Raw genomic sequence first — 22277 nt, forward strand, 5'->3', positions numbered from 1 at the left:
ACACAATAACTACATAATGAGTTCTGATAATAGCCAACGATACGCCTTGCGCGGAGTTTCTGCATCTAAAGAAGATGTTCACAATGCCATCAAAAATATAGATAAAGGATTGTTTCCTAAGGCTTTTTGCAAAATTGTACCCGATTATTTAACCAATGATGATGCTTATTGCATTATTATGCATGCCGATGGTGCAGGAACGAAATCTTCTTTAGCTTACATGTATTGGAAAGAAACCGGCGATATTTCGGTGTGGAAAGGCATTGCTCAAGATGCTTTAATTATGAATATCGATGATTTGCTTTGTGTTGGTGCAACTAATGATATTTTGCTTTCATCTACTATTGGAAGAAATAAAAACTTAATTCCAGCTGAAGTTTTATCGGCAATTATTAATGGCACAGAAGAACTGATCGCGGAGTTAAAATCATTTGGTGTAACCATTCATTCCACCGGAGGTGAAACTGCCGATGTGGGTGATTTAGTTCGAACTATTATTGTAGATTCAACGGTTACAGCTCGAATGAAGCGCAGCGATGTGGTTGATAATGGAAACATTAAGCCAGGTGATTTAATTGTGGGATTGGCTTCTTTTGGTCAAGCCAAATACGAAAAAGAATACAATGGCGGAATGGGTAGTAACGGATTGACTTCAGCGCGACACGATGTTTTTGCAAATTATTTAGCTGATAAATTTCCAGAAAGTTACGATAGTTCAGTTCCAAAAGATTTAGTTTATTCTGGTGGAGTGCAACTTACAGATGCAGTTGAAAATTCACCAATTGATGCTGGAAAATTAGTATTGTCGCCAACAAGAACTTATGCTCCAATTATCAAATCGATATTAAATAAATATACTCCTAAAGATATTCACGGGATGGTACATTGCTCTGGTGGTGCTCAAACCAAAGTGTTGCATTTTGTAGATAATGTTCATGTAATAAAAGATAATTTATTTCCAGTTCCCCCTTTGTTTAAATTAATTCAAGAGCAATCCAAAACCGATTGGAAGGAAATGTACCAAGTTTTTAATTGTGGTCACCGTATGGAAGTATATGTGCCACAAGAAATTGCTGCCGATATTATTGCCATCTCGCAATCATTTGGAGTGGATGCGCAAATTGTAGGTAGAGTAGAAGCTAGTGCAACAAAAAAACTGACTATTAATAGTGAATACGGTACTTTTGAGTATTAAGAGTTTATTTTTCTCCCTCTATTAAATCACTAAGGTGAACGCGTAAAGCATTCACTGAAATGCTGATTTCCCAGAATGATATTCCTAAAGAAACCAAAAGGCTAAGTAGGCTTGCGCCGAAAAAATAAATGCCCATAAGTTGCCATTCTAAAAACAATACCAACATCGAAAAGACCGAAAGAAATAAGCACAACACACCAAAAAGTTGCATGTAGCGAATTAAGGTTAATCGTAGGTTGAGGTTGGTGATTTCTACTAAAATACTTTTGTTTTTTATTTCGTCGTAATTCTTCTTCAAGCTACGAACAATTTGCGCAATAGTTAAAAACCGATTGGTATAGGCCAATAAGATTAAGGAAGTTGCCGAAAATAAAAGCGCTGGAGTTTCTATAGAGAGAGTCATTTTTTTCTGTTTTTAGAATTACAAATGTCGGTAAATAATTTAATATCCATAAAAAAAACCTGCAAGTTTACTTACAGGTTTTTTTCTTTATTCTATTCTCTTATTTAATCAATTCAAAACTACGCTTCACAAAAGCAGTAAGTTCTTCCCCTTTTAATAATCCTTGTGAAATTTTAGCTAAATCTAAAGCTTGTTTGATTAAACTTTCTTGAGCCGATTTGTCTGGTGTATTCAAAATGGTTGTTGCTAACTCTGAATTGGAATTTACGACCAAATTGTACATTTCAGGGAAATTCCCCATACCAAACATTCCGCCGCCACCCGTTTGACTCATCTCTTTCATACGACGCATAAACTCAGGTTGGGTAATAATGAAAGGAGCCGCAGTACTTTCCATAGGTTCCAATTGTACAGTGTAATTTGCTTTTGGAACAAATTCTTCTACAACGGTTTTTAAATTTCCTTGCTCTTCTTCCGATAATTTAGAAATTTGATTTTCTTCTTTAGCAATTAATTTATTAATGTGATCCGAATCTACACGAACAAATGTTAGGTTTTCGTTATCACCTTCTAATTTTTGAATTAAATGCGAAACAATAGGAGAGTCTAGTAATAATACTTGGTATCCTTTTTCTTGAGCAATTTCAATGTAACCGTGTTGTGCCTCTTTGTTAGAAGCATAAAGAACAACTAATTTTCCGTTTTTATCCGTTTGATTGGCGGTAATAGCTTCTTTTAATTCTGATAAAGTGTAGTATTTGTCTTCCACCGTTGGATACAATACAAAATCACCTGCTTTTTCGTAGAATTTAGGTTCAGAAAGCATTCCGTATTCTAAAACGATTTTAATATCGTTCCATTTTTTCTCAAAATCTTCGCGGTTTTCATTGAATAACGCTTTCATTTTGTCGGCTACTTTACGAGTAATGTAATTCGAAATTTTCTTCACATTACTATCCGCTTGCAATCCAGAACGTGAAACATTTAATGGAATATCTGGAGAATCAATAACCCCTTTTAACATTCCTAAAAATTCCGGAACAATTCCTTCTACATTATCGGTAACATACACCTGATTTTGATACAATTGAATTTTATCTTTTTGTAATTGTAAATCAGAAGACATTTTTGGAAAATATAAAATTCCGGTTAAGTTAAACGGATAATCTACATTTAAATGAATGTTGAAAAGCGGCTCCTCAAATTGCATTGGATACAATTCGTGGTAAAACTGTTTGTAATCTTCCTCTTTCAAATCGGCAGGTAATTTTGTCCAAGCCGGATTTGGATTATTGATGATATTATCTACCTCAATAGTTTCTGCTTTGTAATCTTCTGGAGCATCTTCTGGCTTTGGGAGAGTTTCTGTTTTGGTTCCAAATTTAATTGGCACCGGCATGAATTTATTGTATTTGGTAAGTAATTCTCTAATTTTGAATTCTTCTAAAAACTCCAATGAATCTTCGGCTATGTGAAGAATAATTTCTGATCCACGAGTTGTTTTGTCGGCAGCTTCAAGAGTAAACTCCGGACTTCCATCGCATGTCCAATGAGCTGCTGGCTCGTCTTTGTAGGATTTTGTAATGATTTCAACTTTCTCGGCAACCATAAAAGCAGAATAAAATCCTAGTCCAAAGTGGCCAATAATTCCGGCGTCTTTTGCAGAATCTTTGTATTTTTCTAAAAACTCCTCAGCACCAGAAAATGCAACTTGGTTGATGTATTTCTCTACTTCGTCTGCAGTCATTCCAAGACCTTGATCAATGATGTGTAGTTTTTTTCCTTCTTTATCAATTTTAACTTCAATAATAGGGTTGCCATATTCTACTTTGGCTTCTCCAATACTGGTTAAATGTTTTAGTTTTAAAGTGGCATCTGTTGCGTTAGAAACCAATTCGCGTAGGAAAATTTCGTGATCGTTGTAAAGAAATTTCTTAATTAATGGGAAAATGTTTTCTACTGAAACATTAATTTTTCCTGTACTCATATTTTGAATTTTAAGTGAAACAATATTGATTTTTATTTATTCAAATTCAGTACCAAAGCTGCAATTATGACAAATTGTCGTGAATAATAATTTTTTATTTGAATATTTAGTGTTACATTTAATAGATACTATTAGAATAGTGATAGTTTAATAATTTAATTTAAATAAAACACATTAATAACTATGAGAAAAACTGCATTTTTTTTGTTTTTAACATTGATTTTTTTTGGTTGTAAACCAAAGCAAACGGTCGTTAATACTAAATTAGATACCAAAACAGAAGTTGCCATTAAAGGGAATTGGAAAATTTCTTCAGTAACCTATCCTGGTTCAGATTATATCAAGGTGAACGCTTTTGATCTAGCCGATTCAAAATGTTTTGTTGGTAGTACTTGGAAATTTATTTCCAACAACAATAAAGGAGAAATGACTTTGAATGATGCTACATGTACTTCGTTTACTTCTCCAATTACCTGGTATATTAACAAGGATGGAAATTTTGTAATGAAAATTATAAATAATTCAAAGGCAAAAAAGGTGATGGAAGGTTATGTTTTGACCATTGCTAATTCAACCGATAGTTCTTTTCAACTTATTGATAAGATTAATGTAGGAGGTCAATTTGTGAATGTGGTGTATCAATTTAATAGAAACTAAAAAAAATAAAACGATGAAACAAAAATCAACAACAGAAAGAATTCAAGGATTTTTTCAAAAAATTACTCTATTAGTTTTAATTGCAACTTTTAGTTTAGGCTCTATTTTAACGAGTTGTGAAGCAGCAAAAAATACAAATAAAACACAGCGTGGTGCTGCAATAGGTACTGTTGCAGGAGGTTTGCTCGGGGCAGTACTTGGCAATAATTTGGGTAAAGGTGGTAATGGCGCACTTGGCGCTGTACTTGGCGGAGTAATAGGAGGTGTAGCCGGTGGTGTCATTGGAAATAAAATGGATAAGCAAGCGAGAGAAATTCAAACCGCTTTGCCCGGTGCAACTGTAGAGCGAGTAGGCGAGGGAATTAAGCTGACATTAGGCGAAAATTCGGTGCGATTTGATACAAATAAATCTACTTTAACAGCAACTGCTAAAGCAAATTTAGATCGATTAGTACCTGTTTTTCAAAGTTATGGAGAAACTAATATTGTCATTTACGGCTATACCGATAGTACAGGAACTCCCGAACATAATCTTAATTTATCAGATCAAAGAGCAACTTCAGTTAAAAATTATTTAGCTGCAAAAGGATTAAATTCATCTCGATTTACCACAACAGGTATGGGGATTGCAGATCCAATAGCAACCAATGATACTCCGGAAGGTAGAGTTCAAAATCGTAGAGTGGAATTTGCAATTACTGCAAATGAAAAAATGGTTGAGGATGCAAAAAAAGAAGCTGGAAATTAATTGATGTAACAGATAATATTAGGTCGATAAATCAAGTTTATCGACCTTTTTTTTGCTTTTTATTTTAGGGAACTTCCTATCTTCACTATTAATATCTAAAACATATCTTAAATTTTGTGTGGTTTATATATTTTTAAATACTTTTGCCAAAATTTTAATTTTATAGATGATGAAAAAAATAGCATTTTTATTGGTTCTTTCTTTGGCCATTTTTAGTTGTAGTAAAGTTCGTAAAGGGGAATTTCTTATTTCTGGTAATGCAAAAGGAATTGCAGACGGGAAAATGGTAGTTCTAAAAAAACAAAATGAATTTGGTCTTGTTGTGAATGTAGATTCTGCAAAAGTAAAAGAAGGAAAATTTGAAATGAAAGGTAAAGTTAATGAGCCAAGTATGCTTGCAATTTTTGTAAATGGTTTACAACAACCAATTCCATTTATTTTAGAGACAGGGGAGATTGAAATTACTGTAGATAAAGATAGCATCTGGAAATCAGAAATTGGTGGTACAGATAATAACGATTATTTCCAAGAATTTAATGTTAAATTGAATGGTTTTCAGAAAAAATTATTGGAATACCAAAACAAGAATATTCAAAAATTAATGGATGCTCAAAAGAAGCAAGATAATGCTGCTATTGAGAAATTAAAAAATGGTTATACTGAAATCCAAAAAGGAATGGATGATTTCATGTTTACCTATCCAGAGCAAAATCCAGATTCTTTTATTTCTGTTTTGTTACTACAAAATGTATTTAGCTCGCCTAAATTTGATTTTGAAAAAGTAAATAAAACCTATTCTAATTTAGATTCGGATCTTAAAGAAACCAAAATTGGTAAAGAAATTGGATTGAAGTTAAAATCAATTCAAAGTGCTCAAAAAACGCAAAAAAAAAAGTAACATCTCCAGTTGAGATAGGTGCTATAGCTCCAGATTTTTCTGCAAAAACTCCCGAAGGGAAAGTAGTTTCATTAAAACAATCATTAGGTAAAGTTACCATTATTGATTTTTGGGCTTCTTGGTGTGGTCCTTGTAGAAAAGAAAATCCAAATGTGGTTGCTATGTATAATGAATTGCATATTAAAGGACTAAATATTCTTGGCTTTTCATTAGATAGTGAGTCAATAAAATGGAAAGATGCAATTGTAAAGGATAAATTAACTTGGACTCAAATTTCTAATTTGAAAGAATGGGAAGATCCAATTGTAAAGCTTTATAATATAGAACAAATACCAACTACTTTTGTTTTAGATGCATCTGGAAAAATAGTTGCCAGAGACCTAAGAGGAGAAGAATTAAAAAGCAAAGTAATTGAATTGCTAAATAAAAAATAATAATTTTATTATTTAATTAAACAAAATAAAAAAATCTCCTTGTGAGATTTTTTTTATTAAATTCAAAATCATACGATTAATAATAGATTCAAAATAATGCTGCAAAATAAGTTTGCAAACATAAAAAGTGTTTTTATATTTGCAGCCTATAATAAGGAGGGGAGATACTCAAGCGGCCAACGAGGGCAGACTGTAAATCTGCTGACTACGTCTTCGCAGGTTCGAATCCTGCTCTCCCCACAAAATAAAAACTCCAACATATTGTTGGAGTTTTTTTTTATACTTATTTTTATGTTTTTAATAAAACTCTAATGTATTTCTGCTAATTTTGTATTCACAAAGTAATACATTGATAAATGCGTTTTCCTAAATCACTTTTTCTTTTGTTTTTCATTATTCTATTGAATGCTTCAAAGTCAACGGGACAATGTTTTACAATTGAGAGTGTGCTTGTTGACGCCTGCTCGCCAAACTTACCCGTTAATGAAGAGGGCTTTAATGAAATGGTTCGTTTTAAAGTAGGAGCAACTGCTATAAATATGAATACAACTCCATTAAATGTGGATTGGCCAAATGTTGCAAATCCCTGGCTTGGTTTATGGCAAAATCAATCAACAGCAGCTAAAGTTGCAGCATTAAACGCTGATATAAATTCAGCCGGAAGTTGTGGCTTAATTATAGAGCCTACAGGGGGAATATTACCTGCAAATGCTGAAGTTATTTTGGTTACTAGTCAAAATATTAATATTTCATTTAATTCCTTTGCAGCGCTAACAGGAACGATATATATGATTTTTCAAAATAACCCAAGTAATACCGGAGGTAATTTTGCTAATTGGAATTTAATTCCTGGACTTAGAACCCTAACCATGTCTTTTGGTACTTGCAGTCAAACGGTTTCATATGAAAGAAGTTTCTTAATAAATATTTTCGGAACATTTGGAGGTGCACCTACTGATAACGATGGTGCAACAGTAAATTATTCTCCAACTGGTGTTCCAACTTATATTAATAATGGATGTAATGCGCCAATTCCTCCATTTGTTGTAAATGCTGGTGCTTCACAAACTGCCTGTAAAGGAAATACAATTAGCTTAACAGGAACAGCTCAAGGACAACAAACCGTTTTATGGTCGGCACCAACAGGAACTTTTTCTAATCCTACGAGTTTGTCTACCAATTATACTATAGATCCAAATGCCACTGGAACCTCAATTACTTTAACATTAACAATTACAAATATTTGTAATGTGGTAAAAACATCAACTGTTGTAATTAATTTTTCTACAAGTCCTACTCCAACAATTACTTCGCCAATTACTTATTGTCCAAATGCTATTGCTACACCTTTATCTGCAACTGCATCAGCTGGAGGAGTATTAAATTGGTACGGAACAAATGCAACTGGAGGAACTGCAACAACTTTAGCTCCTACACCATCAACAACTTCTTTAGGAAGTACTTCCTATTTTGTAAGCCAAACTATTGCAGGTTGTGAAAGTGTTAGGGTTCCAATAGTTGTCACTATTTTAAATACAGGTCCTTCTTTAAATTTACAATGTGTAACGGCTAATTCAACTCAAACTTCCTTGTATTTTCAATTTGATAATGTTGGACAAACAAATTATTCCTATTCTTATTCGGTCAATGGAGGCCCATTAGTATCGGGAAACTTCGCTACACCAAACTTTTTTATTGTTAATGGATTGACAATTGGACAATCAGTAACTTTTAATTTAACAGCAAATGGTGTTGCATGTGTCGGTTCACAAAGTGCAACTTGCTCAACAGTTTGTGCCACAACCATAACTCCAAATTTTGCTACAATACCACCAACTTGTATAAATTCAACGGCTCCCGTATTGGCTCTTACATCACCAAATGGAATATCTGGAACTTGGTCTCCAGCAACAATAAATACTGCCCTTGTAGGAACTACTCCTTATGTTTTTACACCAAATTCAATTGCTTTTCCTTGCGCTGTTCCCCAAACACTGAATGTAACTGTTAATCCAATTCCAACTCTTTCAATAAATAGTCCTTCTGTATGTCAGGGTGCACCGGCAACTTTAATTGCTACTCCAACTATTTCAGGTACTTATTCGTATAATTGGACTGTACCTGCAGGTTTAACTAATCCTGGGAATGTTCCTTCTTTTGGTGTTACAACACCAGGAATATTCAGCGCAGTAATTTCAAATACTACAACCGGATGCGTAAGCGCAAGTGCTTCGGGAACGGTAAGTGTAAACACAAATCCTATTGTGACAGTAAATGGCCCATCTTTTTGTCAAGGTAGTTCAACTACAATTACAGCAATTCCTGCTTTCGCAGGCGCTTATACTTATATTTGGACAGTTCCTTCTGGGATGGCTTCTCCAGGTAATGTATCTAATTTTAGTTCGACTACACCTGGAAATTATAGTGTAATTATTACTGATCCTAATTCGGGATGTTCAAGTGCGAGTAGTTCAGCAACTGTAAGCTTAAATCCCAATCCAAATGTTTCCGTAAATAGTTCATCTGTAAATCAAGGAACACCAGCAATTGTTACTGCTACGCCATCAAGTAATAGTTCGTATTCGTTTAACTGGACTGTTCCAAATGGAGTTATTAACCCAGGGAATGTTGCATCATTTAGTACATTAACTGCTGGTAGTTATAGTGTGGTTATTACTGATTCTAACTCTGGTTGTATAAGTGCAAGTGCCACAGGATATGTAACTATTAATTCAGATTTAGTGATAGATTATCCACATTATTTTACGCCTAATGGAGATGGAATACATGACTATTGGAATATTAAAGGTTTAGATAATTTTCCTAGTGCAAAGATTTATATTTTCGATCGCTATGGAAAATTAATTAAACAAATTTTTCCAAAAGGACCAGGGTGGGATGGAACCTATAACGGAAGTTTATTACCCGCAACCGATTATTGGTTTACTTTAGATTACATTGATGCGTCTGGGAATAAACAATTAAAGGCCCATTTTTCTTTATTAAGATAATAAAATAATATAAAAAAAAGTGCTAGAGAAATCTAGCACTTTTTTATTATCACTGTAAAGTATTATTCTAAAATAAAACTAACTGAAACAGTTGCAACTACTTCAATTTCTCCAACTGCAATAGTTTCTTTTGGAACTGAATTACCAGAAATCTCTTTGTCTGCCATTGCCATTCTATACATAGGTTGTGGAAAATATGTTTGTGTATTGTCATTAATTGTAATTGCTTTACCTATTTTTTGATTCAAAACAGAAACATAATCTTCGGCTTTATGTTGGGCTTCTTTCATAGCCAATTTTCGTGCTTCTGATTTGTATTCTTCTAATTTGGAAGTTTTAAATTCAACATTGCTGATACTATTTATTCCATTGTCTACTAATCCCATCATTAAACTATCATACCTTGAAAGATTTTTAAGAATAATTGTAACCGATTGAGATGCTCGATAATTGTATTTCTTTTTTTCGTAATCGTAGTTTCGGTTCAAACTTACGTCGGTTGTTTTATAATCATTTGAAAGAATGCCGAATTCCTTAATGAATTTTAGAGTTTTGTCAACTGTTTCATCGTTTAGTTTTTTTACTTCTGTAGCATCTTTTCCAATGTTTTCAATGCCAAAATTAATAACGACTTGATCAGGTTTTACACTTATTTTTCCTTCTCCAGAGACAGAAATTTGAGGAATTTGCGTTTTTTCTTGAGCCTGAACTAAAGAACTAAATACAGCGAATGCGATTACGATAACTTTTTTCATAATTAATTATTTTTTAGATTATTAACTAGTTCAAAAGTTGTGCCAATTATAGTTTTCCTTGCTTAGCCATTACTGCCATAATTACAATTGGAATAGTCAAAGCAACAACCATAAAAGTGTTTTCTAAAAGTATTTGGTGGTGAACTAGTATAGTAAAAAGGTAGCCGCCAATGGCACCGCCAAAGTGAGCGGTATGACCAATGTTGTCATTCTTTGCTTTCATTCCGTAAATAGAATACAATAAATAACCAATTCCAAAAAGATAAGCAGGGATTGGAATAGGGATGAAAAATAAAAATATTTGCAAATTTGGATCCAATAAAATAGCTGAATAAATAATTCCGGTTACCGCTCCTGATGCTCCAATAGCACTGTAATAATAGTCGTTCTTGTGAAGGTAAAGCGTTAGCATACTTCCAAAAATAAGACTTGCAAAGTAAATTAATAGAAAAGAATAGTTGCCAAGTTCGCCATAAACTACGGGAGCAAAAAAATACAAGCTCAACATGTTGAAAGCTAAATGCGCAATGTCGGCATGTAGGAATCCAGAAGTAATCATTCTTATGTGTTCGCCTTTTCTGATGCTTCCAATATGGAATTGGTATTTGCTAAAAAAGTAAGAATCTTCAAAGCCTTTGAAGCTAATAATAACGGTAACGGCGATTAAAATAATAAGAAATAAAGCTGGATTCATTATAAATGTTTTAGGTAAAAATAAGAATTGTTTCTTACGTTTTATTGATATAGACTATTTAAAATTAAGTTAAAATGTATATTTGCATAAATTTATAGTGATGCAGTTTATACTATTTCTTCTTGTTTATCCTTTATTGTGGCTGATTTCCATATTGCCTTTTCCGATTTTGTATTTACTTTCGGATGGTATATATGTATTGGTTTATCACATTATTGGGTACCGAAAAAAAACAGTTAAAGAAAATATTGCAATTGCTTTCCCCAATAAATCTGATGCAGATCGTTTAGTTATTGAAAAAAAATCATACCATCATTTATGTGATATGTTTTTGGAAATGGCTAAAACTATGACTATATCAAGAAAAGAAATTGATAAACGATTTGTTTTTACCAACATGGAAACTTATTTGGAGTTAGAAAAAAAGGGTAAAAGTATCGCTTTGTTAATGGCGCATTATGGAAGTTATGAATGGTCGGTTTCTATAAATCATCATATAAATTTTAAAGGATTTGCTATTTATAAAAAATTGGCAAACAAGTATTTAGATAAATTAGTTATTGATATTCGGTCTAAATTTAAAGCTGATTTAATTTCAACAAAAGAAACGAGAAACGTTATTGAACAAAATAAATCTGATCAAATTTTAGGACTATATGGTTTTATTAGCGACCAAACTCCAAGAAAATCGGATACGATGCATTGGTATACTTTTTTAGGAGTTGAAACACCAATTCATATTGGCGCAGAGACTTTGGCTAAACAATATGATATGAATGTGGTTTATTTAAAAGTTCGTAAAGTAAAAAGGGGCTATTATGAAGCTACTTTAGAACTGCTTTCAGATGATGTGCAATCGGTGCCAAATTATGAAATTTCTGAAGCATTTATTAAGAAAGTAGAACAACAAATTTATGAAGCGCCCGAGTTTTATTTGTGGACACACAAACGCTGGAAACACAAGAAAGAGGATTAAATAAAAAACCAAAACTATAGTTTTGGTTTTTTTTATCAATAGTAATTAGCTTAGTTATACATTTTCTTGCGCATTTCTTGAATTTTATCATCTTCAAGGTATTCATCAAATGTCATGTAACGATCAATAACACCATTTGGCGTAATTTCTAAAATTCTGTTTGCAACGGTTTGTGCAAATTCGTGATCGTGTGTTGTAAATAATACAGAACCTTTAAAGTTTTTAAGTGAATTGTTAAATGCTGTAATCGATTCAAGATCTAGGTGATTCGTTGGTTCATCAAGCATTAATACGTTTGCACGAATCATCATCATTCGAGATAACATGCAACGCACTTTTTCTCCTCCAGATAAAACCGAACATTTTTTTAAGGCTTCTTCTCCAGAAAAAATCATCTTTCCAAGGAAACCACGCACATAAACTTCGTCGCGTTCTTCTTCGGTTTTTACAAATTGACGCAACCAATCTACCAGGTTTAAATCGCTTTTAAAGAACTCACTATTATCATTTGGTAAATACGATTGATTGGTAGTAATTCCCCAATCAAATGTCCCAGAATCTGCAGTCAAATTGCCATTCAATATTTCATAAAATGCAGTTGTTGCACGAGAATCTTTTGAAAAAACGACAACTTTATCGCCTTTAGCCATATTTAAATCGACATTGCTAAAAAGTACTTCACCATCTATACTTGCAGATAATCCTTGCACATGAAGAATTTGATCTCCAGCTTCTCTTTCAGTATCAAAAATTATCGCTGGATATCTTCTGCTTGAAGGTTTGATTTCGTCTAAATTTAATTTGTCAATCATTTTCTTACGAGATGTTGCTTGCTTTGATTTAGCCACATTCGCACTAAAACGTCGGATGAATTCTTCTAATTCCGCTTTCTTTTCTTCCGCTTTCTTATTTTGTTGTGCTCTTTGTTTAGCTGCTAATTGACTTGATTCATACCAAAAAGTATAATTCCCTGAATAATGATTGATTTTTGAGAAATCAATATCAGAAATATGTGTACAAACCGAATCTAAAAAGTGTCTATCGTGAGAAACAACAATTACTGTATTTTCATAATTGGCTAAGAAATTTTCAAGCCAAGTGATGGTTTCAAAATCTAAGTCATTGGTAGGCTCATCCATGATTAATACATCTGGATTTCCAAATAACGCTTGCGCTAATAAGACTCTTACTTTTAATTTTCCTTCTAATTCTCCCATTAAAGTATAATGAGAATCGGCAGTTAATCCCAAATTTGATAACATGGCTGCTGCATCTGAATCGGCGTTCCAACCATTCATTTCTTCAAATTGCACTTGCAATTCTCCAATTCTATTTGCATTTTCGTCACTATAATCAGCATATAAAGCATCCATTTCCGATTTTATGGCAAACAATACTTTGTTTCCCATAAGCACGGTTTCTAAAACAGTATGCTCATCAAACATGTTGTGATTTTGATTCAAAACCGACATACGCTTTCCAGGTTCTAAAATCACTCTACCCGAAGTAGGGTCAATATCACCTGCAAGAATTTTTAAAAAGGTTGATTTTCCAGCTCCATTCGCTCCAATAATTCCGTAGCAGTTGCCCTGAACAAAGGAGGTGTTTACCTCGTCAAATAATATTCTTTTACCAAATTGAACTGATAAATTAGATACCGTAAGCATAGTTATTGTGTATTTTAAATTTGGTGCAAAAGTAGTAAAATCGTTTCGATTTTAGGGAGTAATTTAAGTTTTTTTCGACTGCTTAAATGCCGTTATTACTTTTGACTTTCTTTCTTTAATGCGAGTTCCAATCCTTTATAATCAAGAAGAACTTTTGCGATTTGCCCTTTTTTATTTAAGATAAAATGAGTTGGAAAGGCATTTAAATGAAGGGTTTCATTCATGTATTTTTTCATATTTGGAACCACGGCATAGGCCAAAGGTTTTTTAACAAGAAATTTTTTCAATTGTTCTGGATTATCTTCTGCAAAACTGATAAAAATAATATCATTTCGATCTTTATATTGCGATGCAAGTTTGTTTACAAAAGGAAATTCTTTAATGCATAGAGGACAGTGAATGTACCAACATTTTATAACTACAATTTTGTCTTTAAAGGTTTCGTTTGTAATCGGTTTTCCATTCAAATCTTTAAAATTAAATTCTGGAAACGGTGTTCCTTCCATTTTAAAATGTTCTAATTCTTCAATGGCTTTTTCGGCAATACTTGCTTTGATGCTGGAGTCAGAATTTGGATCAATCTTAATTAACTGATAATGCTCGATTTCGTTTATTGTCTTTGTTTTGAAAGGAAAGTAGTCCCCTTGAGCAAGCTGGTTTAAGAATGCTTCTTTAGTTATTTCATTTGAATTTTCATCCAATGCAACAAAATCGCTAGATAGAATGATGTTTTTTTCTTGATAATCTAACCAGATAGTGAAGCTAGTTTGAATTGTTTCTGGTGTAATTGCAGATTTGGATTGTCCGAAAGAACAAATCCAAATGAATAAAAATAGGATGATTGTTATTTTTTTCATTTGGTAAAAATAATAATAAATTCTCATTTATATTTTGAATAAAAATAACAACCTTTGCCAAATGCTTGAAGTATTAAATATTAATTTTTCGTATTTAAAGGAAATCACTATTTCCAACTGCAATTTTACTTTACAAAAAGGTAAAACGCTTGCCGTTATTGGGGAAAGTGGATGTGGGAAAAGTACTTTATTAAAGCTTGTTTACGGCTTGTATGATTTAAATTCGGGTGAAATAAACTGGAATGGTATTCCGGTTTTAGGACCAAAATTTAATTTGATTCCGGGTATGGATACTATGAAATATCTTGCCCAAGATTTTGATTTAATGCCTTTTATTTCGGTTGCAGAAAATGTAGGTAAGTACTTGTCTAATATTTATCTGGAAGCAAAAAATGCTCGCATAAACGAATTACTTGAAATTGTAGAAATGCAAGAATTTGCTTCTGTAAAAGCAAAATATTTAAGTGGAGGTCAAATGCAACGGGTTGCCATTGCTCGAGTTTTAGCTTTAGAGCCCGAATTGCTTTTATTGGATGAACCGTTTAGTCACATTGATAATTTTAGAAAAAACAGTTTACGTAGAAAATTGTTTGCGTATTTAAAGCAAAAAGAAATTACTTGTATTGTTGCCACACATGATAGTACCGATGTATTGTCTTTTGCTGATGAGGTTTTGGTGATGAAAGAAGGAACTATTGTTGAGGAAGGTACTCCAGATTCAATTTACCAAAGACCTAAAAATCTTTATGTTGCTTCGTTATTTGGCGATGTGAATGAAATTGAAATTGACGGAAATTTCCAATTGCTATACCCACACCAATTAATTGTAGTTGCTCATTCTTCTTTAGAAGTTAAAGTTTGTAATTCCTTTTTTAGAGGAAATACCTACTTGATTGAAGCTCGACACGCAAAGGGAATTTTATTTTTTGATAGCGCTCAAGATTATCCAATCGATACGATTTTGTTTTTAGAGAAAAATACTAAATAGTGTTGTTTAAATAATCAATTAGTTGTTTTACTGCAATTCCGCGGTGGCTAATTTTTGATTTTTCCGCCATTGATAATTCGGCAAAGGTTTTGCTCATGCCGTCTGCCACAAAAACTGGATCGTATCCAAAACCATTTTCGCCAATTTTTTCTTCTATAATTTTTCCGTTAATTATTCCGGTGAATAGAATTTGTTTTCCTTTACAATTCAAGCAAATGACTGTTTTGAAATTAGCTTTTTTATTGGATTCATTTTCTAACGCTGCAATAAGTTTGTTTATATTATTGGAATCATTTTTTGGTTCCCCAGCATAACGAGCAGAGTGCACTCCGGGCGCACCACTTAAAGCATCTACTTCCAGTCCGGTATCATCTGCAAAACAATCTAAACCATATTTTTGAGTAATATAATTTGCTTTTAAAATAGCATTTCCTTCAATAGTATCAGCTGTTTCTGGTATATCTTCTGTACAGCCAATATCTTGAAGGCTCACTATTTGTATAGTAGCAGGAACCAATTGTTGGATTTCTTTAATTTTATTGGCATTGTTAGAAGCAAAAACAAGTTTCATTATTTAAAAATTTAATTTAAATTAATTATTAAACAAAAATAGAATATTTTATTGCTATATATCATAAACAAATTATTAGAATGTTTAAAAGTTGTTTAAAGATTAGTGTTAAATAATTCAATAAAAAAATTAATTTATTCCTATTTTTGCATCGTTTTTAACAACATAATTATCATGGTAAAAGATTTATTTGAAAGAATACAAAACAATAAGGGACCTTTAGGAAAATGGGCTTCACAAGCTGAAGGTTATTTTGTTTTTCCTAAATTAGAAGGAGAACTAGGGCCAAGAATGAAATTTGAAGGTAAAGATATATTGAACTGGAGTTTAAATGACTATTTAGGTTTAGCCAATCATCCCGAAGTTCGAAAAGCAGATACAGATGCTGCAATAAAGTATGGAGCAGCTTACCCAATGGGGGCTCGTATGATGAGTGGACATACCAAATACCACGAACAATTAGAAAATGAATTGGCTGCTTTTGTAATGAAAGAATCGGCTTATTTATTGAATTTTGGTTACCAAGGAATTATGTCAACTATTGATGCTTTGGTTACGCGAAATGATGTAATCGTTTATGATGTTGATGCACATGCATGTATTATTGATGGGGTTCGTTTACACAGTGGAAAGCGTTTTACCTACCGTCATAATGACATTGAGAGCATGGAGAAAAACCTACAGCGTGCTACAAAATTGGCTGAAGAGACCGGTGGTGGAATTTTATTTATTACCGAAGGTGTATTTGGAATGCGTGGTCAACAAGGTAAGTTGAAGGAAGTGGTTGAAATGAAGAAAAAATACAATTTCCGTTTGTTGGTAGATGACGCACACGGTTTTGGTACACTTGGTAAAACAGGTGCTGGAGCGGGTGAGGAGCAAGGTTGCCAAGATGGAATTGATGTTTACTTCTCAACTTTTGCAAAGTCTATGGCTAATATTGGTGCTTTCGTGGCTGCAGATAAAGATATTATTGATTATTTAAAATACAACTTGCGTTCGCAAATGTTTGCAAAAGCTTTACCAATGATTCAAACCGTTGGTTCATTAAAAAGATTGGAGTTGCTAAGAAACTCCTCTGAAATTAAAGATAAACTTTGGGTAAATGTAAATGCATTACAAAATGGATTGAAAGAAAAAGGATTTAATATTGGAGACACTAATACCTGTATTACACCAGTTTACCTAGAAGGATCTATACCAGAAGCCATGATTATGGTAAATGATTTAAGAGAAAACTACGGTATTTTCCTTTCAATTGTGGTGTATCCGGTAATTCCAAAAGGAATAATTTTGTTGAGAATGATTCCAACAGCCTCACACACTATTGAAGATATTAATGAAACATTGTCTGCATTTGAAGCAATTCGAGAAAAACTAGTTAACGGTACTTATGCTAAAATTGCTGAAGCTAGTGTTCAAAATGTAGAATAATTTTCTAAAACTTTATAAATAAAAATCCATTCATTAATTTGAATGGATTTTTTTATTAGATCTCTTTTCGATACGTTCGTCTTCTTCTAAAGGTGACTGGGTCAAAATGCTTCCAAAGTTGGTGAATGGCAATGTTGTCTTCCAGTTCGGGAGTTCGGATGCAATCTAAAATTCCTTTTTTGGTAAAAGTGTGGTAATTTTCTTCAAATAGTAGTGCAGTTACTCCTTTGCTTTGATATTCGGGGGCAACCCCAATTAAATAAAACAATACTTCTTTCGACTCTTTTTTTGCTTTAAGCAAATGATAAAAACCAAACGGGAATAATTTGCCTTTGGCCTTTTGTAAAGCTCTAGAAAAACTAGGCATCACAATGCTAAAAGCCACCATTTCATCGTCTTTATCCATCACAAATTTTATGTATTCTGGATTGATAAAGCTGATGTATTTTTTCTTGAAATATTCTTTTTGAACATCAGTAATGGCTACAAATGAAGATAAACTGGCGTACGATTTATTAAATAAATCAAACATTTTATCTACGTGAGGCATAATGTCCTTTGTTTTAGTAAAATTCAATTCTCTCAATTGGTAGCGCTTTTTTATAAGCGGAACTATTTTCTCAAAATATTCAGGTTTTACATTAGCAAAGGGAAATTTGTTTTCTAAATATTCTTTCTCTTTTACATAGCCTAATTGCTCTAAATGCTCTTTATAATACGGATGATTGTACCAAGTAATCATAGAGCCAATCTCGTCGTAACCTTCGGTAACAACTCCTACTTTATCTAAATTGGAAAATCCCATAGGACCTTCAATGTATTCTAAATTATTTTTTTTGCCAAGCTCTTTAACCTTTTCAAGTAAGGCGCGAGTTACTTCTACATCATCAATTACATCCCACCATCCAAAGCGTACTTTCTTTTTTTGTTGGTGATTTACTTCGTCCCAATTGATTATTGCTGCAATTCGACCTGCAATTTTGTTGTTTTGGTATGCCAAATAAAAAGTTACTTCAGCATTTTCAAAAGCAGGATTTTTGGTTTTATCAAATCCTTCTAACTCATCTTGAATTAAAGGTGGAACCCAATACGGATGGTCTTTGTAAAGTGAAAACGGAAAAGTTACATACTCTTTAAGTAATGCTTTGGTATTGGCTTCGATAATGGTTATCATTCTAGTAATAAGGTGTTAAGCGTTAAATAGCATCTTTTCTTTTCTTGCCTTTTCCTTTGTCTTTTTTGCCCTTTTCTTTCTTTTCTTCTTTGTTTGGTTTGCGGTATAAAACTTCATCGTAATTACCGTCAAATCTCCAAGAGGCACCTATTCCTGCATAAAATATATTTGGAGTAGTTTTATAGTTTCTGCTTACTGACGCGTCTATTTGAATATTGCTTCCCAATAAATAAGCAGCGCCACCAGTAAAAAAGCCATCCGAATAGTATTCGTTGCTAAGCCCTCTATTTTCTATAAATCCACTCCAATGGTCATTAAATCCTTTTGTTAAAGTAACAACATAACCTAAAGTTTGCATTGAAGTTCCATACTGATCCATGAAAACATTGGTAACAAATACCCATGATTTTGGTAAAACATTTTGAGTAATTACCATTGCTTTTGGTCCAAATACTCCAATGGTATTGGAAGTTCTAGCAAACAACTCTCTGTTGGTATTAATATTGATTCCAACATAGGCAGCAACCGATGGGATTAATTGACGCCAGTCGTATTTATGATTGGCTTTCCAACTTTTTACATCAATTTTCTTTTCATAATTTTTCATCGGATCATAAATCAAATATTTAAAACCAATGGTTGTTGTCTTTAATCCAGTCCTGTGAGTACTTTGCATATCTGAATTGTACCAATCATTTTGATAGTTTAAATTCACAATGGCCTCTAATTGTTCTCTAAAAAATCCATATCGAGTTGTTAAATCTGCGCTGTATCCATTGGCAGTATATTCTAAAAGATCATGCTTTTCATTAATATAATTTAAACCCGATTCAACTTGAATTACTGTTTTTCCTACTGAAAATGCTGACATTGAATTTCCTGGACGATTGGAATTAATTACATCTGTATATTGTGCATGGGTGTTTGAACTAATAATAAAAAAACTAAAAAAGATCAGGTGAATTAATTTCATAATGTAAAATTTGTTTTAATAGTATTTTGAATTCCAAATGTACTATTTTTTATCATTATTTTAAGAGGTAATCCTAATTTAGAAACACGGAATTTAGTATTTTTGACAAAATTTATAAATATGCAAGTAGCATCTATAGGAACTTTGATAGAAGATATTTTCATCATTTTGATTATTTACTATGTAATCAAATTTTTAATGAAATTATTTTTGCCTCTAATGGCAAGAAAAGTTGTTGAAAAAGCAAATGAGCAATTTCAGCAACAATACCAACAAAATACGAATACGCATTCGCAGAATAAACAAGAAGATAAGCCCAAAGAAACTAAAAATGTGGGTGAATATATTGATTACGAAGAAGTAGAATAAATATTAGAATTGATATCTAAAATTAATTATTTGACAATAAAATGAAGCAAATTCAAAAGTTATACCCCCATTTTTTAGCCCTATTCGGTTTTGTGGTAATTGCCTTAATTTATTTTTTACCAGTATTACAAGGAAAAAAAATATACCAATCGGACATTATTCAATTTACTGCAATGGCCAAAGAGCAAAATGATTTTAGAGCTGTTGAAAACGCTGAACCGTATTGGACTAACGCTGCATTTGGAGGAATGCCAACTTATCAAATGGGAGCCAATTATCCCCACGATTACATCGGAAAATTAGATGATGCATTGCGTTTTTTACCAAGACCTGCAGATTATTTGTTTTTGTATTTCTTAGGTTTTTACGGGTTAATGTTAGTTCTAAAAATAGATCCACTTAAAGCCTTTTTTGGTGCCTTAGCATTTGGTTTTTCTACTTATCTCATTGTTATTTTAGGTGTTGGTCATAATGCTAAAGCCCATGCAATTGCCTACATGCCTCTGGTAGTTGCAGGTGTCGTAATGGTTTTTAGGAAAAAATATGTTGTTGGTGGATTGCTTACCATGCTAGCCGTTGCTTTAGAAATTAATGCCAATCACTTTCAAATGACTTATTATTTATTGTTTCTGTTGTTGGTGATGGGTATTTATTATGCCTATAAATTCATAAAAAATAAAGAATATAAAGAGTTAGCATTAGTTGGTGGGACATTTGCTGTAGCATTAGTTTTTGCATTAGGAGCCAATGCCACAAGTTTATTGGCTACAAAGGAATACACAGATTTCAGTATTCGGGGAAAGAGTGATTTAACATTCACTCCAGAAGGAACTAAAAAAACTGAATCAACTTCTTTAGATCGAAGTTACATTACAGAATACAGTTATGGAGTTGCCGAAAGTTTAAATCTTATCGCACCAAGACTTTTTGGAGGGGGAAATGGAGAAAAACTAAGCGACGATTCAGCAGTTTATGATTACATGTTAAAATATGGTGCTTCTGAAGAAGAAGCCCTTCAAATTACCGATTCTTATGCGCCAACTTATTGGGGTTCCCAACCCATTGTAGCTGCTCCGGCCTATATTGGTGCCGTAGTTTTCTTTTTGGCTGTACTTGGATTGTATCATGATAAAAGAAAAATTAAATATGTTTTTCTAATTGGTGCATTACTTTCTTTGGTTCTTTCTTGGGGAAAAAACTTCTCGGTATTAACCGATTTCTTTATAGATTATGTGCCATTATATGATAAGTTTAGAGCTGTTTCATCTATTCAAGTTGTTTTAGAATTGTGTTTTCCTGTTTTAGCAATACTAGGTTTACATTCATTTTTCACTACCGATAAAGAAAAACAATGGCCTAGTTTATGGAAGTCTGCTGCAACCGTTGTTGGTTTGTTGGTATTATTGTTTTTATGTAGAAGTTTGTTTGATTTCTCAGGAGAATTAGATGGGCAATTGCGTCAAATGTTTAGTCAAAGTCAAGACAAATCTTTCGGGGTTGGATTTATTGATGCTTTAAAAGCTGATAGAAAAACCATGTACGCAGCTGATTTATTGCGTTCAGGATTCTTTATTTCATTAGTTGCTATTGCACTTTGGGCTTATACTAAAAACAAACTTAGTTCTCAAAATGCCATTATTCTTGTTGGATTATTGATGGTTGCCGATTTGTTTTTTGTAGATAAAAATTACGTTAGTAATAAGGATTTTGTAAGTGCGCATGAGGTTGATGTTCCTTTTACTGCTTCTCCAACAGATGAACAAATTTTGCAGGACACTACTAGTTATAGAGTACTCGATATTGAAGGATATTTAAATGCAAAAGCGTCTTATTTTCATAAATCTATTGGGGGTTACTCGGCAGTGCGACCAAGAAGAATGCAAGAATTATTTGATTACCAAATAGCAAATAACAACAAGCGTGTGTTGGATATGTTGAATGTGAAATACATCATCAAAACCAATGAAAAAGGGGAAGAAGTGGCGAGCATGAATCCAGGTGTTAATGGAAATGCATGGTTTGTAAAAGAAATTAAAACGGTTTCCAATTCTGATGCGGAGATGAAAGCTTTGGATAAATTGGATAATAAGAATGCCGTTGTTATTAATGAGAAAGAGTTTGGGGAAATTATTAATGGTAAGCCAAGAACATTTAATTTAGATTCAACAGCAACAATTCAGTTGACTAATAATAAACCAAATCATTTGAAATACAGTTCAAATAATAAAAACAATGGATTTGCCGTATTTTCAGAAATGTATTATAAAAATGGTTGGAATGCTACCATTGATGGAAAAGAATCAGAAATCATAAGAGTAGATTATGCGCTTAGAGGATTGAATATTCCTGCAGGAAAACATACGGTTGAATTTAAATTTGAACCACAAGTTGTAAAAACCGGAAGCACCATTGCTTTAATAAGTTCTATTGGAATGGTTTTGCTTTTAGCTGGTGGAATCTACTTTGAAAGAAAGAAGAAATAATTA

At 32.8% G+C, this 22277-nt stretch carries 20 protein-coding genes and 1 tRNA gene; 12 read left to right on the forward strand and 9 right to left on the reverse strand.

The genetic code is table 11. The annotated features are described in order from the left end of the window. The first annotated feature begins 16 nt into the window (after positions 1-16). The gene (locus ABWO08_RS01110) at positions 17-1195 is read left to right on the forward strand and encodes an AIR synthase related protein (RefSeq protein WP_353083143.1); all 1179 of its coding nucleotides are present in this window, start codon (positions 17-19) and stop codon (positions 1193-1195) included. 4 nt (positions 1196-1199) lie between these two features. Here ABWO08_RS01110 and ABWO08_RS01115 read toward each other — a convergent pair whose 3' ends face one another. Further along, a complete protein-coding gene (locus ABWO08_RS01115; protein WP_353083145.1) occupies positions 1200-1598 on the reverse strand; it encodes a DUF2721 domain-containing protein in 399 nt (132 codons plus the stop codon). Between the two features lie 100 nt (positions 1599-1698). Next, positions 1699-3585 carry a molecular chaperone HtpG gene (gene htpG / locus ABWO08_RS01120; protein ID WP_353083147.1) on the reverse strand — a complete coding sequence of 629 codons (1887 nt, stop codon included), beginning with the start codon at positions 3583-3585 and terminating at the stop codon, positions 1699-1701. Between the two features lie 183 nt (positions 3586-3768). Between htpG and ABWO08_RS01125 the strand changes: the two genes are divergently transcribed. The 6 genes from ABWO08_RS01125 to ABWO08_RS01150 all read left to right on the forward strand — a co-directional run bounded on the left by ABWO08_RS01125 (position 3769) and on the right by ABWO08_RS01150 (position 9333). Continuing rightward, positions 3769-4242 carry a lipocalin family protein gene (locus ABWO08_RS01125; protein WP_353083149.1) on the forward strand — a complete coding sequence of 158 codons (474 nt, stop codon included), beginning with the start codon at positions 3769-3771 and terminating at the stop codon, positions 4240-4242. A gap of 13 nt (positions 4243-4255) precedes the next feature. Continuing rightward, entirely contained in the window at positions 4256-4990 is a 735-nt protein-coding gene (locus ABWO08_RS01130; RefSeq protein WP_353083151.1) for a YiaD family glycine zipper/OmpA-like lipoprotein, read from the forward strand. A 166-nt stretch (positions 4991-5156) separates the two neighbouring features. After that, positions 5157-5888, forward strand: coding sequence for a DUF4369 domain-containing protein (locus tag ABWO08_RS01135; protein ID WP_353083153.1), 732 nt, complete (start codon positions 5157-5159; stop codon positions 5886-5888). Between the two features lie 23 nt (positions 5889-5911). Then, positions 5912-6322: a peroxiredoxin family protein gene (locus tag ABWO08_RS01140; protein ID WP_353083372.1), complete on the forward strand. Its 411-nt coding sequence runs from the start codon at positions 5912-5914 to the stop codon at positions 6320-6322. A 158-nt stretch (positions 6323-6480) separates the two neighbouring features. Continuing rightward, positions 6481-6562, forward strand: a tRNA-Tyr gene (locus tag ABWO08_RS01145). A gap of 116 nt (positions 6563-6678) precedes the next feature. Next, a complete protein-coding gene (locus ABWO08_RS01150; RefSeq protein WP_353083155.1) occupies positions 6679-9333 on the forward strand; it encodes a T9SS type B sorting domain-containing protein in 2655 nt (884 codons plus the stop codon). A 62-nt stretch (positions 9334-9395) separates the two neighbouring features. On the opposite strand, the gene ABWO08_RS01155 is transcribed toward ABWO08_RS01150, so the two are convergent. After that, positions 9396-10088, reverse strand: a complete 693-nt coding sequence (locus tag ABWO08_RS01155) for an SIMPL domain-containing protein (RefSeq protein ID WP_353083157.1) — start codon at positions 10086-10088, stop codon at positions 9396-9398. 46 nt (positions 10089-10134) lie between these two features. Continuing rightward, a complete protein-coding gene (locus ABWO08_RS01160; RefSeq protein WP_353083159.1) occupies positions 10135-10782 on the reverse strand; it encodes a rhomboid family intramembrane serine protease in 648 nt (215 codons plus the stop codon). 100 nt (positions 10783-10882) lie between these two features. Here ABWO08_RS01160 and ABWO08_RS01165 point away from each other — a divergent pair, with 100 nt between their 5' ends. After that, positions 10883-11758 (forward strand): lysophospholipid acyltransferase family protein, encoded by an 876-nt coding sequence (locus tag ABWO08_RS01165; RefSeq protein ID WP_353083161.1) that lies wholly within the window; start codon positions 10883-10885, stop codon positions 11756-11758. Positions 11759-11808: 50 nt separating this feature from the next. On the opposite strand, the gene ABWO08_RS01170 is transcribed toward ABWO08_RS01165, so the two are convergent. Next, complete coding sequence (locus ABWO08_RS01170; RefSeq protein WP_353083163.1) at positions 11809-13425, reverse strand: ABC-F family ATP-binding cassette domain-containing protein; 1617 nt, start codon at positions 13423-13425, stop codon at positions 11809-11811. Positions 13426-13520: 95 nt separating this feature from the next. Further along, the gene (locus ABWO08_RS01175; protein ID WP_353083165.1) at positions 13521-14282 is read right to left on the reverse strand and encodes a TlpA family protein disulfide reductase; all 762 of its coding nucleotides are present in this window, start codon (positions 14280-14282) and stop codon (positions 13521-13523) included. 61 nt (positions 14283-14343) lie between these two features. Between ABWO08_RS01175 and ABWO08_RS01180 the strand changes: the two genes are divergently transcribed. Beyond that, positions 14344-15270, forward strand: a complete 927-nt coding sequence (locus ABWO08_RS01180) for an ABC transporter ATP-binding protein (RefSeq protein WP_353083167.1) — start codon at positions 14344-14346, stop codon at positions 15268-15270. On the opposite strand, the gene ABWO08_RS01185 is transcribed toward ABWO08_RS01180, so the two are convergent. Continuing rightward, on the reverse strand, positions 15263-15841 hold the full coding sequence (locus tag ABWO08_RS01185; protein ID WP_353083169.1) for a non-canonical purine NTP diphosphatase: 579 nt from the start codon (positions 15839-15841) through the stop codon (positions 15263-15265). The genes ABWO08_RS01180 and ABWO08_RS01185 overlap by 8 nt on opposite strands. A 174-nt stretch (positions 15842-16015) precedes the next feature. Here ABWO08_RS01185 and capB point away from each other — a divergent pair, with 174 nt between their 5' ends. Further along, a complete protein-coding gene (capB, locus tag ABWO08_RS01190) occupies positions 16016-17275 on the forward strand; it encodes a cysteate-C-fatty acyltransferase (protein WP_353083171.1) in 1260 nt (419 codons plus the stop codon). A gap of 55 nt (positions 17276-17330) precedes the next feature. Here capB and ABWO08_RS01195 read toward each other — a convergent pair whose 3' ends face one another. Beyond that, positions 17331-18449: a GTP cyclohydrolase gene (locus ABWO08_RS01195; protein WP_353083173.1), complete on the reverse strand. Its 1119-nt coding sequence runs from the start codon at positions 18447-18449 to the stop codon at positions 17331-17333. Between the two features lie 22 nt (positions 18450-18471). Beyond that, complete coding sequence (locus ABWO08_RS01200; protein WP_353083175.1) at positions 18472-19422, reverse strand: transporter; 951 nt, start codon at positions 19420-19422, stop codon at positions 18472-18474. Between the two features lie 120 nt (positions 19423-19542). On the opposite strand from ABWO08_RS01200, the gene ABWO08_RS01205 reads away from it, so the two are divergent. Then, positions 19543-19791 (forward strand): DUF4834 domain-containing protein, encoded by a 249-nt coding sequence (locus ABWO08_RS01205; protein WP_353083176.1) that lies wholly within the window; start codon positions 19543-19545, stop codon positions 19789-19791. A gap of 41 nt (positions 19792-19832) precedes the next feature. Beyond that, positions 19833-22274, forward strand: coding sequence for a YfhO family protein (locus tag ABWO08_RS01210; protein ID WP_353083178.1), 2442 nt, complete (start codon positions 19833-19835; stop codon positions 22272-22274). Positions 22275-22277: the final 3 nt, after the last annotated feature.

The organism is Flavobacterium sp., assembly GCF_040383245.1.
Taxonomy (GTDB): domain Bacteria; phylum Bacteroidota; class Bacteroidia; order Flavobacteriales; family Flavobacteriaceae; genus Flavobacterium.

Bases quoted from the DNA above. Each gene is read 5' to 3' on its own strand.
- ABWO08_RS01125 (WP_353083149.1), top strand. From the start codon at position 3,769: ATGAGAAAAACTGCATTTTTTTTGTTTTTAACATTGATTTTTTTTGGT.
- ABWO08_RS01185 (WP_353083169.1), bottom strand. From the start codon at position 15,841: ATGAAACTTGTTTTTGCTTCTAACAATGCCAATAAAATTAAAGAAATC.
- ABWO08_RS01165 (WP_353083161.1), top strand. From the start codon at position 10,883: ATGCAGTTTATACTATTTCTTCTTGTTTATCCTTTATTGTGGCTGATT.
- ABWO08_RS01110 (WP_353083143.1), top strand. From the start codon at position 17: ATGAGTTCTGATAATAGCCAACGATACGCCTTGCGCGGAGTTTCTGCA.
- ABWO08_RS01130 (WP_353083151.1), top strand. From the start codon at position 4,256: ATGAAACAAAAATCAACAACAGAAAGAATTCAAGGATTTTTTCAAAAA.
- ABWO08_RS01170 (WP_353083163.1), bottom strand. From the start codon at position 13,425: ATGCTTACGGTATCTAATTTATCAGTTCAATTTGGTAAAAGAATATTA.
- ABWO08_RS01160 (WP_353083159.1), bottom strand. From the start codon at position 10,782: ATGAATCCAGCTTTATTTCTTATTATTTTAATCGCCGTTACCGTTATT.
- ABWO08_RS01135 (WP_353083153.1), top strand. From the start codon at position 5,157: ATGATGAAAAAAATAGCATTTTTATTGGTTCTTTCTTTGGCCATTTTT.
- ABWO08_RS01150 (WP_353083155.1), top strand. From the start codon at position 6,679: ATGCGTTTTCCTAAATCACTTTTTCTTTTGTTTTTCATTATTCTATTG.
- ABWO08_RS01175 (WP_353083165.1), bottom strand. From the start codon at position 14,282: ATGAAAAAAATAACAATCATCCTATTTTTATTCATTTGGATTTGTTCT.
- ABWO08_RS01155 (WP_353083157.1), bottom strand. From the start codon at position 10,088: ATGAAAAAAGTTATCGTAATCGCATTCGCTGTATTTAGTTCTTTAGTT.
- capB (WP_353083171.1), top strand. From the start codon at position 16,016: ATGGTAAAAGATTTATTTGAAAGAATACAAAACAATAAGGGACCTTTA.
- ABWO08_RS01115 (WP_353083145.1), bottom strand. From the start codon at position 1,598: ATGACTCTCTCTATAGAAACTCCAGCGCTTTTATTTTCGGCAACTTCC.
- htpG (WP_353083147.1), bottom strand. From the start codon at position 3,585: ATGAGTACAGGAAAAATTAATGTTTCAGTAGAAAACATTTTCCCATTA.
- ABWO08_RS01205 (WP_353083176.1), top strand. From the start codon at position 19,543: ATGCAAGTAGCATCTATAGGAACTTTGATAGAAGATATTTTCATCATT.
- ABWO08_RS01180 (WP_353083167.1), top strand. From the start codon at position 14,344: ATGCTTGAAGTATTAAATATTAATTTTTCGTATTTAAAGGAAATCACT.
- ABWO08_RS01210 (WP_353083178.1), top strand. From the start codon at position 19,833: ATGAAGCAAATTCAAAAGTTATACCCCCATTTTTTAGCCCTATTCGGT.
- ABWO08_RS01195 (WP_353083173.1), bottom strand. From the start codon at position 18,449: ATGATAACCATTATCGAAGCCAATACCAAAGCATTACTTAAAGAGTAT.
- ABWO08_RS01200 (WP_353083175.1), bottom strand. From the start codon at position 19,422: ATGAAATTAATTCACCTGATCTTTTTTAGTTTTTTTATTATTAGTTCA.